The organism is Sphingobacterium sp. IITKGP-BTPF85 (genome assembly GCF_001006065.1).
GTDB lineage: Bacteria > Bacteroidota > Bacteroidia > Sphingobacteriales > Sphingobacteriaceae > Sphingobacterium > Sphingobacterium anhuiense.
The window spans coordinates 57,277-72,132 of sequence record NZ_ASZT02000008.1 but is presented as its reverse complement, the minus strand read 5'-3'; the positions used below and the strand labels follow the sequence as shown (position 1 = coordinate 72,132).

The 14,856-nt window shown below is 31.1% G+C and carries 18 protein-coding genes and 2 pseudogenes; all 20 read right to left on the bottom strand.

Annotated elements, in window-relative coordinates:
- A partial coding sequence (locus L950_RS31720) for a hypothetical protein (RefSeq protein ID WP_021188988.1) occupies positions 1-204 on the bottom strand: 204 nt, incomplete at its 3' end.
- Between the two features lie 9 nt (positions 205-213).
- Complete coding sequence (locus L950_RS36230) at positions 214-426, bottom strand: hypothetical protein (RefSeq protein WP_316930520.1); 213 nt, start codon at positions 424-426, stop codon at positions 214-216.
- A 39-nt stretch (positions 427-465) separates the two neighbouring features.
- A pseudogene (locus L950_RS03025) lies at positions 466-1,243 on the bottom strand (polysaccharide biosynthesis protein); the annotation flags it as partial.
- Between the two features lie 142 nt (positions 1,244-1,385).
- Positions 1,386-2,156, bottom strand: coding sequence for a glycosyltransferase family 2 protein (locus L950_RS03020; RefSeq protein WP_021188987.1), 771 nt, complete (start codon positions 2,154-2,156; stop codon positions 1,386-1,388).
- Positions 2,153-3,154: a hypothetical protein gene (locus L950_RS03015; RefSeq protein ID WP_021188986.1), complete on the bottom strand. Its 1,002-nt coding sequence runs from the start codon at positions 3,152-3,154 to the stop codon at positions 2,153-2,155. The genes L950_RS03020 and L950_RS03015 overlap by 4 nt, the downstream gene beginning before the upstream one ends.
- Positions 3,139-3,441 carry a hypothetical protein gene (locus L950_RS03010; RefSeq protein WP_156169506.1) on the bottom strand — a complete coding sequence of 101 codons (303 nt, stop codon included), beginning with the start codon at positions 3,439-3,441 and terminating at the stop codon, positions 3,139-3,141. Before L950_RS03010 ends, L950_RS03015 begins: the two co-directional genes overlap by 16 nt.
- A 47-nt stretch (positions 3,442-3,488) precedes the next feature.
- Positions 3,489-4,409 carry a glycosyltransferase gene (locus L950_RS03005; RefSeq protein WP_021188984.1) on the bottom strand — a complete coding sequence of 307 codons (921 nt, stop codon included), beginning with the start codon at positions 4,407-4,409 and terminating at the stop codon, positions 3,489-3,491.
- A 20-nt stretch (positions 4,410-4,429) separates the two neighbouring features.
- Positions 4,430-4,663, bottom strand: coding sequence for a hypothetical protein (locus L950_RS03000; protein ID WP_021188983.1), 234 nt, complete (start codon positions 4,661-4,663; stop codon positions 4,430-4,432).
- A 531-nt stretch (positions 4,664-5,194) separates the two neighbouring features.
- Complete coding sequence (locus L950_RS02995; protein ID WP_156169505.1) at positions 5,195-5,872, bottom strand: hypothetical protein; 678 nt, start codon at positions 5,870-5,872, stop codon at positions 5,195-5,197.
- A 67-nt stretch (positions 5,873-5,939) separates the two neighbouring features.
- Positions 5,940-6,647 carry a hypothetical protein gene (locus tag L950_RS02990; RefSeq protein ID WP_021188981.1) on the bottom strand — a complete coding sequence of 236 codons (708 nt, stop codon included), beginning with the start codon at positions 6,645-6,647 and terminating at the stop codon, positions 5,940-5,942.
- Positions 6,584-7,276, bottom strand: coding sequence for a hypothetical protein (locus L950_RS02985; RefSeq protein ID WP_021188980.1), 693 nt, complete (start codon positions 7,274-7,276; stop codon positions 6,584-6,586). Before L950_RS02985 ends, L950_RS02990 begins: the two co-directional genes overlap by 64 nt.
- Before the next feature lie 2 nt (positions 7,277-7,278).
- On the bottom strand, positions 7,279-8,004 hold the full coding sequence (locus L950_RS02980) for a lipopolysaccharide biosynthesis protein (protein WP_262506961.1): 726 nt from the start codon (positions 8,002-8,004) through the stop codon (positions 7,279-7,281).
- A gap of 79 nt (positions 8,005-8,083) precedes the next feature.
- Entirely contained in the window at positions 8,084-8,548 is a 465-nt protein-coding gene (locus L950_RS02975) for a hypothetical protein (RefSeq protein WP_021188978.1), read from the bottom strand.
- A 77-nt stretch (positions 8,549-8,625) separates the two neighbouring features.
- Positions 8,626-9,254 (bottom strand): annotated as a pseudogene (locus L950_RS29300) (SDR family oxidoreductase).
- Between the two features lie 97 nt (positions 9,255-9,351).
- Positions 9,352-10,257, bottom strand: a complete 906-nt coding sequence (locus tag L950_RS02965) for a Gfo/Idh/MocA family protein (protein ID WP_021188977.1) — start codon at positions 10,255-10,257, stop codon at positions 9,352-9,354.
- The gene (locus tag L950_RS02960; RefSeq protein WP_031287667.1) at positions 10,254-10,979 is read right to left on the bottom strand and encodes a cytidylyltransferase domain-containing protein; all 726 of its coding nucleotides are present in this window, start codon (positions 10,977-10,979) and stop codon (positions 10,254-10,256) included. The genes L950_RS02965 and L950_RS02960 overlap by 4 nt, the downstream gene beginning before the upstream one ends.
- Positions 10,980-10,981: 2 nt before the next feature.
- Positions 10,982-12,031: a nucleotidyltransferase family protein gene (locus tag L950_RS02955; RefSeq protein WP_021188975.1), complete on the bottom strand. Its 1,050-nt coding sequence runs from the start codon at positions 12,029-12,031 to the stop codon at positions 10,982-10,984.
- A 3-nt stretch (positions 12,032-12,034) separates the two neighbouring features.
- Positions 12,035-13,195 (bottom strand): UDP-N-acetylglucosamine 2-epimerase, encoded by a 1,161-nt coding sequence (neuC, locus tag L950_RS02950; protein ID WP_021188974.1) that lies wholly within the window; start codon positions 13,193-13,195, stop codon positions 12,035-12,037.
- Positions 13,196-14,209, bottom strand: coding sequence for an N-acetylneuraminate synthase (gene neuB / locus L950_RS02945; RefSeq protein ID WP_021188973.1), 1,014 nt, complete (start codon positions 14,207-14,209; stop codon positions 13,196-13,198).
- The gene (locus L950_RS02940) at positions 14,209-14,826 is read right to left on the bottom strand and encodes an acetyltransferase (protein WP_021188972.1); all 618 of its coding nucleotides are present in this window, start codon (positions 14,824-14,826) and stop codon (positions 14,209-14,211) included. Before L950_RS02940 ends, neuB begins: the two co-directional genes overlap by 1 nt.
- Positions 14,827-14,856: the final 30 nt, after the last annotated feature.

Here is a 14,856-nt window from a genome sequence, read left to right as displayed (position 1 = left end):
TTTTACAGTATCAATGGCAAAAGAACCTGAGAGAACGTAAAACCACCGCTGCTCAATGCGATGAGCTCTCCATCCTCTAACTAACGTTAAATCTAAGTTCTTAATGATATAAAATCTTTTAACCAAAGACATTTCAAAATCATTCACAAATCGAATTTGACCTCTGCCATCCTTGGCTATTCCACCCTTTATAAAATCAATCATAATAAAATATTAGTATGGATATTGCATTACGTCCTCACCAAAAACTTCCTTTCTGATGAGCGGTAATGTTGAAATTAATTTTTTAAGCCCTTCAACACCTTGTTGCTCCGTATTGTGGGAATGATAATCTTCAATCTTAGATACATCTTGCTCACCTTCCGAGAAATACTTCGCATAGTTTAAGTCTCTATTATCGGCTGGAACACGATAGAAATCACCCATATCCTCGGCTTTCATCATTTCTTCACGGGTACATAAAGTTTCATAAAGTTTTTCTCCATGACGTGTACCAATCACTTTAACAGGAACCTCCTTACCAGTCAATTCAATCAAAGCTTTAGCTAAATCGCCGATTGATCCTGCCGGAGCTTTGTTAACAAAAGGTCACCTGGATTAGCATGTTCAAAAGCAAATAATACCAAATCAACGGCATCTTCCAAGGACATAAAGAAGCGAGACATATTTGGATCCGTGATGGTAATAGGCTCACCTTTCTGAATCTGATTAAGGAACAAAGGGATAACAGATCCTCGTGAAGCCATCACATTTCCATAACGAGTCAAACAAACAACAGTTTCTGTCAAATTACGTGCCTCAGCAACGGCAACTTTCTCCATCATAGCTTTAGAAATACCCATTGCATTAATTGGGTAAGCAGCTTTATCTGTTGATAAACAAATTACTTTTTTACGCCATTTGAAGCCGCTGCACGTATAACATTTTGTGTTCCCTCCACATTCGTCTTAACAGCCTGCATAGGAAAAAATTCACATGAAGGAACCTGTTTTAAAGCAGCTGCATGAAAAACGTAATCAACACCTCTTGTTGCTGGTTCAACGGATGTATAGTCACGCACATCTCCAATATAATACTTAATTTTATCGTTTCGATATAAGTTCCGCATATCGTCCTGCTTTTTCTCGTCGCGAGAAATCCGTATTTCTTTAAAATGCTCTGTTTGCAAGAAACGGTTCAATACCGCAGTTCCAAATGAACCGGTACCACCGGTTATTAATAGGGTTTTATCTTTTATTTGCATAACTAAAATTTAAACAACTTTGACACTGACTTTAAATATATATATGGAATAGCATAAAGTAATATTGCTATTTGATTCTGTCTTTTTTCATTGGTAACATTATGTTTAATGATATTTTTAAAAATTTTATCTAAATAAAACGCTAAAAAAAACCTATAATCACCACAATGTAATCACATTTTCTTTTAAATAAATATTTGGAAGAGGTCAAAAACTTATAATTTTGCGCTTTTGCTTCTAATTGAAGCTTTGCATTATATGCGGCATTACTTCCTCTAATTCTAACCTTTGTGGAATATAAATCTAAATGTGCCAATTCATATTTTTCGGCAAGCCTAAACCATAAATACGAATCTTCCCCTGCTTGATAAACTGTTGAAAACCTGATAGATTTGTCATTAATGAACACTTCCCTTTTCACCATTACACAGGGAGTTGCAATAGGGCATGTTATAAACATAGTAGGTATAATATTTCCAGATAACTTCGTATTTACTGTATCAATTCTATTGGGCTCTTCCTCGTAGAACTTCTGATAATTGGTATGACTCCAAATCGATCCATGAGCAAGCATATAATTTAGCTGTTTGTGAATTTTATTAGGCTCCCATATATCATCAGAATCTAAAAAAGCAATGTAGTCGCCGCTAGCTCTTTCTATGCCAAGATTTCTGGCGGCTCCAGCACCTCCATTTGGAATATCTATAAATTTGTATTCTAAAAAACTTTCTTTTATTAAGTCTATATTTACCTCTGAACCATCGTTAATTATAATAACTTCTAAGTTGGAATATTTTTGATTTTTCACACTTTCTAAAGCTTCTAGTAACCAATCCTTGTGCTTATAAAAAGGGATAATTACGCTTACTAAAGGCAAAAATTTATTTTGATCCTTTATTGAGATAAAATTCATCTTGTAACATTGTTATTATTAGACAGTACTTCTTTAGGTAATTTTTGAGCTGTTCTACTTGATATAGTAATATTGTTATTATTTAAGGATTCACCAAGATAGCTAATCACACGAATATCACTATCCTTAGAAGTCCCCAGCACATTAAAATAAAAATTGTTATTTTCAGTACTATTTTTTAAGTTAAAATCTTCGTTAATAGTACCAACCACTCCTATTATTACTTTATTTCCTACCTCACCAACATTTCCACTCATAGAAACTCTAGTATATTTAGAGTATCCTGACATAAAACCAAAAACCCTACCATCTTTTGAACTCCAAATCTTATTTTGATGATTTCTTAAAACTTGTTTATAGGTCTGACTTCTATCACAAAGAAATGTAAATTTCCCCCCAACAACTCTCACAAAATTAACATATTGTTGACAATTGTTAAGTGAAGCCTTAATGTTAATATCCAATAAGGCATTTGAAGGAATATTTTTAGTAGCCTTTCCAAACTCTATTGAAACACCTTGAAAGGCCTTACTTATTTTTATATCTATATCCAACTTAAAACTTCGATAATACTCCATCATGTCAGAAATGTGATTCGTATCCATTCTAAATCCATATGCACAATTTTCAACAATAATATTTTTTGCAATAATAGTTCCTTTATACGCTTTTGAATTAGCAGAATTTTGTACTGTTAAACCTTTACCTCCATCTATCCAATATCCTTTATCAACACCAGGAAGATCATGAATATATATATTTTCCAAAGTTATATTATCAAATCCATTCGTTATTGAAACCCCGTTAGATCCAGAACTATTATGCTCTTTAACTGTAGCCGTTATCTCTAGGTTTCTAAATGTAATATTTTTAATTTTATTCAACTGAAGAACATCTGCTCCATTTTTCGATGAGGTTTTCAGAACTGTTCCTTTCTCTCCATAGATTACTATGCCAGAGCAATCCAGTAAGTCTTCTCCTTTTAAATTTTCGGACATTCTGAAGGGAAAATTTCTATTTCCAACATCATAAGTACCTCTAGGAAAATATAAATTGACCTTTTTTTGATCGCATCTAAAAATAATTCATTTAATTTCAGCCACCTTTTATATTTATCTTGATCTGTTTCATTTATTTGGCTAGCGACGGATACACCTCTTTCATTAACATTAATATAGGGAACTCGACTTTGCGCTACACAAGTACTACCAAAGACAATAATCAAAAAGAAACAAATAAAATATAAATTCAAGAATAAAAGACGTCTCTTCATACTATTTCCCATTAATGGCTTTTTTTTATAAACATTACAACTCATTTTCAAAATTAAAATTATAAAAGTTCAGAAATCATGTTAATAATTTTACCTACTTGTAATTTTGGATTTTTATTTTCAAAAATAAATCTTTGTGCACCCCTACCGAACTTTTCTCTCTCGTCATTTGATAAAGCAACAACTTCTAATAATTTGTTCTTTAAAGCTATTACAGAACTATCTTCAGGAGTGAAAAAATAGGGATAATATTCTTCTGGAATACCAGCTAACTTATACATAACAACTGGCGTTCCAGAAGCTAAGTATTCCATCGTTTTCGAGGGAAATGAGAATTTAGTAAATTCCATATCATTTTTACGAGGATTGACAAGAACTGTGGCTTTTCTTTGCAGGATCAATACTTCTTCAGTGGAGATCTGCCCATAGTAATTTATCCGGCTATCCTTGGAAGCCGCAATTAACACTTCGCTTTTCCCTGCTCCCTCTCCACAAATCCACAAGTTAAAATTCTTATCAGAAATTAAAGAAAATGACTCTAGCAATTCAATTATTCCATATCTTACATCTAAGGTCCCTGTATAGAGTATAGTATTATTCGTTTCCTTTGATTGATCTTCAACAATCTGCTGATTATTGTAAATTCCTTCGATAACAATCCAAGGTTTACCCTTTACGTCGACATAATCTGTCATAAACTTAGAAATGAATACAAAGCAATCTATTTTATATAAATTCTCATTTATTACACCTTCAATGTAACCTAAATACAGTTTTATTTTTAAATTATTTAGATCTCCACCCATCATTCTAGGAAGGTCAGGGACTACAAGACAAACTTTATTATTATATTTCTTCGGTATGGCTTTAAGAAAATAATCAAACATACCATAAACCAGAATTATATTATCCTTATCATTTGGAATTTCTTTATTAATAATTTTATTTAGAGACCAAGTCTTAGAAAATGAATCAATCAACTTAAGATTAATAAAAGGAACTATTTGATAATCCGTACTTTTTTTCCCTTTATAAAAACCTTTTTATATTGAGGATAATTCACTAAGAAAGGAGCTGTGATCAATTTTGTTTCAATATCTGGAAATAATTTTAACCCAGCAATAATAGATTGCTGCAATGAATTTGCCGCATAGTGAATCATACCAGAACTATTTTGAATATATTCAGACATTTTGTCTTTTGGAAAAAATCCTCCTATAAAATTAACTTTCATATTATATAGTTTTAAATTGATTAACTTGATGATTTAATACTCAAATAAAAGTAAAGTGGTATCCATAGAAGAAATGCGATAATCATCTCAACTATAACATTATAAAATAGTGACATCAGCGGGATTTGTATTAAGAAAACCAGCAAAAATAAATTTTTAAGTTTGATTGTTTTATTTTTTGGCTTTACACGCGTAACAATTAAGAAATATATCAAACAAAAAATAAGACTTCCAAAAAGACCGTAGTCATAAATCGCATAGGCGGGGAATCCCAAGAAATTGTACGAATATTTCCCTGTCCATAATTTTCTTCTATATTCAAGTCTTGATTGGGTCTCACTTTGAGTAGAAATTATAGAATTGATTTTCTCAAAAGTCAGATTCCCATTAAATCCCTCTCCATCATAATGCTTTACAACTTCAATTCCATTAAGATAACCTTGTGATAAATAATCTAAGAAGCTATATATTAAGGGATCTTGTGTTATTGCCTCTGCGGGAATTTTTTCTTCATAAGATTTTGAGGCCGAATTATCTGATTGAAATCTTTATTGATATATCAATAAAATATATTAAAAGAATTCCCCCCATCACAAAAAAAGTCTTTTTCATCACTCTTTTTGAATTTTTAGAAATAGTTCCGTAAAAAGCATATAGTAACGCAACATATAAGAATAAGTATTGCACAACAACTGCTCTTGAAAAATAAGTTAGACCTAATAAAATGATATTTAATGACAAAATAAGACAAATGATAGCAAGCCTATTTTTATTTTTATGAAGATAATAAAAATGTAACGGGAGAAGGAAATAAGCAAAATTAGAAAAAACGATTGCAAAACTAAAGAATATTCTAGGAAAAGGTAAATTATTCTCAATAAAAGTATGATTTACACCAGCGACGTATTTAAATTCATTTACATTTTCAACCAATGTCTGAACAATAATAACAATTGTCAATAAAATAACAAAGCATATCACATTTACTAAAATTAAGAATCTTGTAATAAGATACAGTTTCTCTTGTTCTATTGACGCAATTTTTTCTATTCCTGAATAACTACGCCACGGTGAAATGATGAGATAAAGTAACAAAAGCATTATAAAAATAAAACTGTATTCTTCTATTGTTTCGATCTCTACCTCTACTCCCAAAAAGAAAGAACCAATTACAGAAACTAATTGAATAATAACAAAAATAAATGCCAAAGACCTTTTATTATAAAAAATAAAAAACTGTAGGACTAAAAATATTAAAAATAGAATCATTTCAAAATCAAATTTTATCAATCATAAATTTTAATAACCTGTCATTGATGTCCATTAATTTACATTTAGAGTTTTTCAATAAATTCAACGACATTTCGACCCCAGGTAATTTTAATAAAATAATACTACAATTAAAGACAACTGCTTCATAGAGAGAAGAAGAATAAATTCCAACAACAAATTCACATTTTTTCATAAGAGCATAAATAGATTCTTCATTTCTTACAAAATGAATATTTTTATGATCAACAAATTGGTCTTCTATACTTTTATTAAAATCTTCAGTTGGATGTATTTTATAAATAATTTTATATGAATCAAGTTCGCTGATATTATTCAGAATAAATCTCAAAATCTCTTTTGAACCATGAGGTTGAGAAATAATTAAAACAGATTTCGCGTCTCTCGAAATCGTTTTTGTACTTTCAATCATAAATTCCAAATGATAATTAGGAATTTCAAAAATGTTATCACTTTTTAAAGGAAGCTTTGCAAAAAACATTTCTACATTATTCCATTTATAAAAATGATTAGGGAAATATTCTAAACTTTCTTCTACTGTATAAGGATAATTCAAAATTACATCTTTGTCACTATTTAAACCATGTTGCAATTCATTTACAATAATATTATTTCTCTTTGCAGCAACAATTAGGCTTTGCTTATCATTAGATCCAACCAGAAAAATTTCCTTACTTTTCTTAATCTTGAACAAAAATCATACACAATTAGTTCTGATTTAAACTTTCTAATAGCTTCTTGAAAAAAAACGTGCAGGTTTAAGTCTATATGAAATATTTCATTTATCGCCACCTCTATGCTTTTAATTTGATTTAGTTCGACTTTACTTAACTTAGGTCTAATAAATACTTTCATCACTTTTGAAAGTAAAGACAAAAAATCCAAATGTTTAGTATTTCTTTCTTTCCTTGCAAAATTAGATTTTTTTGGACCATTCTCTAGTATTGTCTCATAAATAGTAATACTTTGTCCTTTTGACCTCAATTCCTCAACTAAATAATGCGTATAAATATCTATATAATGCTCATTAATTGGATATTTTCTATTACTCTGAAATATTAATGTATTACTTCTATTAAAATCAAAAAAGGGGTTGAAAAGTATACTGTTAATTATAACTCTAATTCCCTTTGCCCCCGTTTTTAATAAAAAGTTATTATCCTCCATTTTACTTGGAGGATGCGGAAACTTTAAAAGTTTCAAGAAAATCCAGACTCTTGTTATTTGCCACACAAAGACATTATTAATAGAGAGATGCAAAAGATCTTGATCTCTTTCATACTCTAAAAATTTCCTAGATATTTCTTCACGACTTAATCCCATACTTATTTATTTAGTTTTTCGTTAGTAGCTTTATAAGAAAGATATATGCCGTTAAAAAGATTAATTAAATTTGCAGATAAAACACCTAAAGACACACCTGTGACTTTATTAGAATAATTCGTAACAAAAAGAAAAGTGAACCCAACAAATAGTAAAGCGTAAGATACTTGATATATAATCATATATTTCCATTTTTTTATACTCCACAATACATTAGTACCTATAACAGAACCCTTTAAAACACCTGCAAATAATAAAATTTGCATAGGAAAAATACCCTCGATATAATTTGGAAAATGTAATGTTATCAGAAATGGAATAAGAAAATAACCAATTATTGCAAAAGGAATTTGAACCCCCAATAATACAATTGTTATTTTCTTCACATATCCCCATAGAATTCTTTTATCATTATTCTCACCATATTTATAAGTCAATTTTGGATACACATAACTCGCTATCGATGTTGAAAAAAGTGTTGAAAAAGCAAATGCATAAAATGCAAAAGAATATATTCCCACATTTTTTAAATCACTAAATTTTAGCAATAAAATTTTATCAAATGTTACAGCAAAAACTTCAATATAAGCTAAAATAAATATTGGCACTCCTATCTTTAACAAATGCTTAAAAGTTTCCTTATCCCATTTCAACCCCACCTTTATTGGGCGATAAATAAATAATAATGTAACAAAAAAACAATCATTATTACAGTTTTCAAAACCAATCCATAAAAAGCAAAATAAAATACTAACACGAGTGTTGACATATTCATAATTGCTTCTACAATTTGAATATATGAAAGTTTTAAAAATTGATTATTAGATCGAAAAGTAGATAGAAGAAAATTTTGATAGAAAGTAAAAATGATAATAATCGATATCCCCAAAATCCATATTTTTCTTTGTCATTATTAAATGAATAAAAGAAAAAGACCATTAATGCTAAAAATAAAATCATTATGCTTGCAAACAGAGTAAATACTTGAGCTACTCCAACGTAAAGATTACTTTTTTTAATATCCCCCTTACCAAGAGACAAAGGCAATTCCAAATTAAGTCCGTTAATTACTCCTCCTTGAAATACTAAAGCATAACTAATTAATAACGAAAATGTGCTCCATAAACCAAAATCATTTGGAGCAATGAATCTTGCTATAATAAATCCAGTTGTTAAAGTAGCCAATGCTTTAACGACAGAACTCATTGTATAAGCAATAGGTGTTTTATACAAAATAAATTTCTGTTTAAGATTTTTAGCGTTTAATTTCATAAATGAAAACTATAGAATCTGAGTTTTATATTAAAAAATAGATGATGATTTTGTAAAAAACTACACGGGATAATGTACTATATAGCAGTCCAACCTCCATCAACCATTAGATTATGGCCTGTAATAAAAGATGCTTCGTCCGAAAGCAGAAAAACAACAGCTGGTGCGATTTCCTCTGGCCGACCTAACCTTTTTAACGGCGATTTATTCTCATACCTTTCAATGAATGAGGGGTGTTGTTTATCTATAATACCGCCCGGAGAAACACAATTTACACGTATGCCAAATGGCCCAAAATAAGAGGCTAAATAACGGGAGAGATTTATTAAACCTCCTTTGATAGCTGTATATGCTGCAGGAGATGTTCCTCCATAACCCTCATAAATTGTAAAATCATTTCCCACTACACCATAGATCGAACCAATATTAACAATCGATCCAGATTTCTGAATTTTCATAATATTTAGGATATGCTGCGAAAGAAGGAATACGGCATTTAATTGCATGTCAACATTTTTTGCCAAGATTCAAACGGAATGTCTTCAAATTTTGCTCCCCAATCCGAAGTTCTTGGGTAAGCATTATTTACCAATCCATCGATTCTACCAAAATGCGCCATCACATCCTCCACTAATTTAGAAATTGCAGTAGGATCTGTAAGATCACAGGAATAGCTACCCTTCACTAAATCAGTAACATTATTTATATCTACACTAATCGAAATAGCACCTTCTGTTGTACAAAAATCAACTATATGCTGGCCTATAAGCCTGCACCGCCTGTAATAATAATTACCTTATTTTTTAATCTTCCAGACATAATTTTAAAATTTCATAAGCTTCTTCAATATCATTAAATGATTTTTTATTATTCAAAATATCATTGATGAAAAAATTGAGTTGTGTTTGGTATGTATCTAATATTCGTTTATTAGACTCAAAAATGACAGCCGAATTAAGGTAAATTGTGTTGGTTAATAAATCTACTAAATATGTACCCTCTTCACAAACAATTTCAAGTGTTCGCTTTGGATCCCTACGATAATAATTAAGTTGGATATTAATGTTAAATTCGGGATATGATAATAGATAGTTTGCATAATCATAAGATGTAATATTCAAAGAAGATAAGCTTGAATAAAACTTCCTAACAGTTTGTGGTTTTTCAAACAACCAATAAACATAATCCATTTCGTGGATTAAATCGATATGGACTCCCCCTCCTTCATTCTTGTTAGCACTGTATACTGTTCTGAAATCAATACCCCGTCTCCAATCTGGCAAATAAGAACCACAATACACATTAATTTCATTAATACGCTTTTTAATAATAATCTCATTTTTAACATACTGCAAACATTCTAAAAATCTCAAATTACATGCAACATATGTTATAAGATTTTTTTCTTTAACAAAATCAACTAGATGACTATAGTTCAGAGATTCAAACACAGGTTTTTCAATGAAAAGCGGGATGTTTTTTTCTGCGAGCAATTTAATCGCATTAGCATGTTCAGAAGTCGGATTAGAAATTATTGCGAAAGTTATATTATCCACTTCGTCTAAAGAAACTATATTCTTCACAGTATGATGAATAGTAGCGTCCACACTTCGGCGCAAAGCATAAAGTTCAATACTAGAATCATAATTGACTAATGCGAGTATATGCTTTTGAGCGATAGAACCAAGTCCAACAATTAAAACTTTCATATTAATTCGATTGGTAGTTTTTGATTGCGCAATAAATAATCCATAAATTCAAAATCAATACTATGATCTAAATCAAAACAGATATGGTTCATTTCAAAAACCAAAGATTTATTTGTGATAACACCCTTAAATTCAGAGTCAAAAAAAGAACGTCTATATATGTAAAATGAAGCATTTAGTTCATACACATCTGGTGCCGATTGCCTTGAAAGTGTAGTGAATTCTCTTTTCTTTGAAAGGGCATAATAGCCTGCACTATCTTTTTCTACCATGTTAAAATAAGGGTTCTTACCTGCCTTATTAACAGAAAAAAGGGTTAGCGCCTCAAGATCACTTTCCATATATTTAAAAGCTTCTTCTACATCATTGATTGTCCGAAGGGGAGAGCTAACATCCAAGTCAAGTAAATAATCAAATTTACACTGATATTTCGCTTCTGCATAAATTAACAAGTCTCGTATCGCATCAACTTTTCCTGCAGAATCCGAAGCTAAATATTCTGGTCTTGTATAATCTGATTTTAAACCGCATAAAGCTGAAACTGACTTAATTTCATCATCGTCAGTCGAAAGTTCTATAATAACATCGGAATATATACTTTTGATCCTTTCTGCAAACTGAATGCTATAATCTATTAAAGGCCTACCATTTAGATTTTTAATATTCTTTCTAGGTATTCCTTTTGAACCACCTCGAGCGCACAAGCTAATTAAAATTTTCACAACTACAATTTTATATGTTTAATGTCCTCTTGAGCTTTTTTGAAATCCTCATGTTTTCCAATATCCAACCAGTATCCATTGATTGGGTAGGTAATCAGTTTTAGATTCATTTCGATAATCCGATTAATCAAATCCGTAATATCAAAAAATTGATCTTCCGGAATCATTTTTAATAAATCTTTTTTAATAATATAAATACCCGCATTAGAAAAATAAGTATAACGTGGTTTTTCTTTCAAAGACTTAACAATATTTAATTCATTAACCTCAAGGACTCCATAAGGAATATCTACTTGATAAGAGGTTGCAGCAACAGCCATATCAGCTTCTGAGTCTTTGTAAGTTTTAAAAAAGTCAGCATAGTCAATATTGGTCAACAAATCTGAATTCATCACCAAAATATCCTCATGTTCAAAATTTTCGACTAATAAGATTGATCCAATTGTCCCTAAGGGCTTATTTTCACGGACATAGCGTATATTTAAATTACGATTTTCTCCATCTCCAAAATAATCGACCAATTGGTCTCCCAAATAATTAATGCTCAAATTCACATTCTTTATTCCAACTTTTTGTAATCGATCAATATTATATTCTATAATTGGTTTTTCACCAACTTTTAATAGTGGTTTTGGTATTGTCTCCGTTAAAGGACGTAAACGCTTTCCTTCTCCTCCTGCCATTAAAACTGCATCAGCAGGAATAATTGTAGATTGTAATCTAAAATTAAGAACATCAACAATGATATGGTTTTCATTGACAATTGGAACTACTTTAAAGTGATTTGCTTTAAAAACTTCCAGTTTATCTAAACTATAGCTATTAGCTAAGATATATTTAGGTGATGTTTGAACAAAATCACAAAGTTGATTATTAAAATCTAGACCTTTGATAAATCCTCTGCGTAAATCACCATCAGTTAATGAACCTAAAAGCTTACTATCAGTATCTACAACAAATAAAATAGCATCTGAAGCTAAACTATCGAGTTTAATTAAAGCTTCTCGAACGGAACGAGATTGCAATATCGTATGTCTTTCAACAATATTCATATTTTAAAAGGCTATATTATAAAATTTCTTTATTTTAAGATCCTTAAAATCAACTTGGGAGAGAGCTTGGACAATTTTATCTGAAGTTCCTCCTTGACCATATGGATTTTGTAAACTTTTTAATGACTTCTTAAAAGTGCTGTCAGTAATTTTTTTAAAAGCCTCTAAAATCTCTTCTAAATCTACACTGCAATTTACAACACTGTTAGCTTGTGTACGCCCCCTTTGTCTGTCTCCTATATTAATGGTCGCTGTACCTAAAGAAGGAGCTTCAATGATTCCGCTTGAACTATTTCCAACAATAGCATTACATATTTTTACAGTAGATAAAAACCTTAAGCTCCCTAGTGAACTGTAAGCTGATGAGATTGTATTATTTTCAGCAACAAACTTATCAATCATTTGATTGATAACACGCCCATTTGTATCTGCATTGGCTTTTGTGAAGATAAAATAGCTGTCTTTTTGTTGACGTATAGCTTCTAACAAAATATCAAATTGCTCTTCTGAACTAATGTCTGATAAGGTTTCGGGATGAAAAGTAATCTGATAATTATACTTTTTAAAGACAATACCTAAACTATTTTCTAACTCTTCGCGACTCATTAAAGGCAAGTCGATAATATTATCTAAACCTATAGCACCCACATTGTGAACATGAGTAGGCTGTTCCCCCATTTGGATCAATCTTTGACGATACTCTTCTGTAGAAGTAAAATGAATTGCACTTAATTTACTAATAGCGTGCCTGATAGCATCATCATAAGCCCCTTCTGTTATTTCACCGCCATGTAAGTGTATAATTGGAATAGTAAAAATAGTTGCGGCAGATGCTACAGATAACATCTCATATCGATCTCCTAAAATGATCATTGCATCAGGTTTCAGACGATTAAATATATCAGCAAAACCAATCTGAGCTAATCCCATAGATTTAACAATACCAGCTGGCGTGTCTGACGATAATAACATTTCAACCTTATCATTTATTTGGAATCCATCTGATTCAATAAATCGATATGTCAAACCGAATTCAGGAGACAAATGAGCACCCGTCGCTACAATCTGCAGTTCAAATTGATCACTTTCATGTAGCTTATGCATCAATGGTTTCAATAAACCATATTCCGCTCTTGTTGCTGTTACAATACAGATTTTCTTCATCTATAATTCAATTAGTTCATCTTCCTCGAAATCCTGTTTTGCAACTTTTCCTATAACTTGATCCCAATCCATCGGAGAAATCCCAGTCCCAGGCCGTTTTACAGTCAAGTTTTCATTGGTAAATACCTCACCCTTTTGAATATTTTGCTTTGCAATAATACTTTTTCTTGCAATAGCCATATTCTTTGCCTCCGAAGCACTTGGTTCTTTAAGACCAGTTCCTGAAATTGCAGCTTCAATATTTCGGATCGCTGAAACCATAGCCTTTAATTCACTGGGCTCTAATGAAGCGGCATGGTCTGGACCTGCCATCGTCTTATCTAAAGTGAAATGCTTTTCGATAATCTGAGCTCCTAGCGCAACAGCTGCAACTGGGACTTCAATACCTAAAGTATGATCAGAATAACCAATTTCTGTAGCGAAAGTATCAGCTATATGAAGCATTGCTTTCAAATTAACATCGAGCATTGGTGTTGGATATTCAGTATTGCAATGTAAAATTGTAATTTTATCTTTTGATAGTCCTGATTTTAAAAAGACATCGACAGCTAGGCGTATATCTTCAAGAGTGCACATTCCGGTTGACAAAATTACTTCTTCAAAAAGCAAGGCCGCTTTTCGCAGGTAGGGTAAATTCGTAATCTCTCCTGAAGGAATTTTCACCAATTTAAGACCAATTTCTGATAAATAATCAAGTGACTCAAGATCAAATGCTGTCGAAAAAAACTGAATATTCTTTTCTTGGCAATAGGAAATTAGCTTTTCGTGATCGGCATGAGAAAGTTCCAATTTTTTCAACATATCCAATTGAGAATCCTGATTATCTCCTGTATTCTGAATTTGATAATCAGCTTTTTTTGCTGATTTAGAAACAAGTTTATCAGCTTTGAATGTTTGAAACTTGACATAATCTACACCTGCATCTACTGCAGCGTCAACAAGTTTAAAAGCATTTTCTAGAATGCCATTATGATTAACTCCAGCTTCTGCAATAATTATAACTTTGTTCTTCATTATCTTAATTTTTTAGCTGGATTTCCAACCCAGACTTCCCCATTTGGAATATCTTTTAAAACTACACTGCCAGCTCCAACAACAACATTTTCTCCAATCGAAATTCCTTGCTTGACAACGGTATTAGCACCTATAAATGTCTTACGTCCCACTATTACTTGTCCAGCTAATACGGAACCTGGACCTAAATGAACAAAATCAGAAATTTGACATTCATGCTCAACGATGGATCCAGAATTAATAATACAATAGCAACCAATTGTTGCTAACGCATTTATAGTAGCCTGTGGTCCAATAAAATTCCCAATTCCAATTTTAGCAAAATTTGCAATTGTGCTATTTGGATGAATAATATTTAATATTTTTTTCTTCTTATTTAAAATATTTCTTACAATAAGTTCTCTAATAGTATTATCGCCAATACCCAAAATGTAGCTATCAGCGATATCCCAATTAAATGCATCTTTTGATTCATCGCCGATATATTGTAAATTAAATGGATTATTCTGCTTCTCTGATAAATCACTATAGAATTGGATATGCAAATTACTTTTTAAACTTGCGTCCAACACTACATATGAATGTCCAGAATATCCAATAATCGCAATCTTTTCCATTTTACCTTACGCTACTAGGAATATTAACGA

What these genes read in the sequence shown, in the direction of transcription:
- L950_RS36230 (WP_316930520.1), bottom strand. Translation starts at nt 426, where the DNA reads ATGGGTGATTTCTATCGTGTTCCAGCCGATAATAGAGACTTAAACTAT.
- L950_RS03020 (WP_021188987.1), bottom strand. Translation starts at nt 2,156, where the DNA reads ATGAATTTTATCTCAATAAAGGATCAAAATAAATTTTTGCCTTTAGTA.
- L950_RS03015 (WP_021188986.1), bottom strand. Translation starts at nt 3,154, where the DNA reads ATGTCCGAAAATTTAAAAGGAGAAGACTTACTGGATTGCTCTGGCATA.
- L950_RS03010 (WP_156169506.1), bottom strand. Translation starts at nt 3,441, where the DNA reads ATGGGAAATAGTATGAAGAGACGTCTTTTATTCTTGAATTTATATTTT.
- L950_RS03000 (WP_021188983.1), bottom strand. Translation starts at nt 4,663, where the DNA reads ATGAAAGTTAATTTTATAGGAGGATTTTTTCCAAAAGACAAAATGTCT.
- L950_RS02985 (WP_021188980.1), bottom strand. Translation starts at nt 7,276, where the DNA reads ATGGGATTAAGTCGTGAAGAAATATCTAGGAAATTTTTAGAGTATGAA.
- L950_RS02975 (WP_021188978.1), bottom strand. Translation starts at nt 8,548, where the DNA reads ATGAAATTAAACGCTAAAAATCTTAAACAGAAATTTATTTTGTATAAA.
- L950_RS02965 (WP_021188977.1), bottom strand. Translation starts at nt 10,257, where the DNA reads ATGAAAGTTTTAATTGTTGGACTTGGTTCTATCGCTCAAAAGCATATA.
- L950_RS02955 (WP_021188975.1), bottom strand. Translation starts at nt 12,031, where the DNA reads ATGAATATTGTTGAAAGACATACGATATTGCAATCTCGTTCCGTTCGA.
- neuC (WP_021188974.1), bottom strand. Translation starts at nt 13,195, where the DNA reads ATGAAGAAAATCTGTATTGTAACAGCAACAAGAGCGGAATATGGTTTA.
- neuB (WP_021188973.1), bottom strand. Translation starts at nt 14,209, where the DNA reads ATGAAGAACAAAGTTATAATTATTGCAGAAGCTGGAGTTAATCATAAT.
- L950_RS02940 (WP_021188972.1), bottom strand. Translation starts at nt 14,826, where the DNA reads ATGGAAAAGATTGCGATTATTGGATATTCTGGACATTCATATGTAGTG.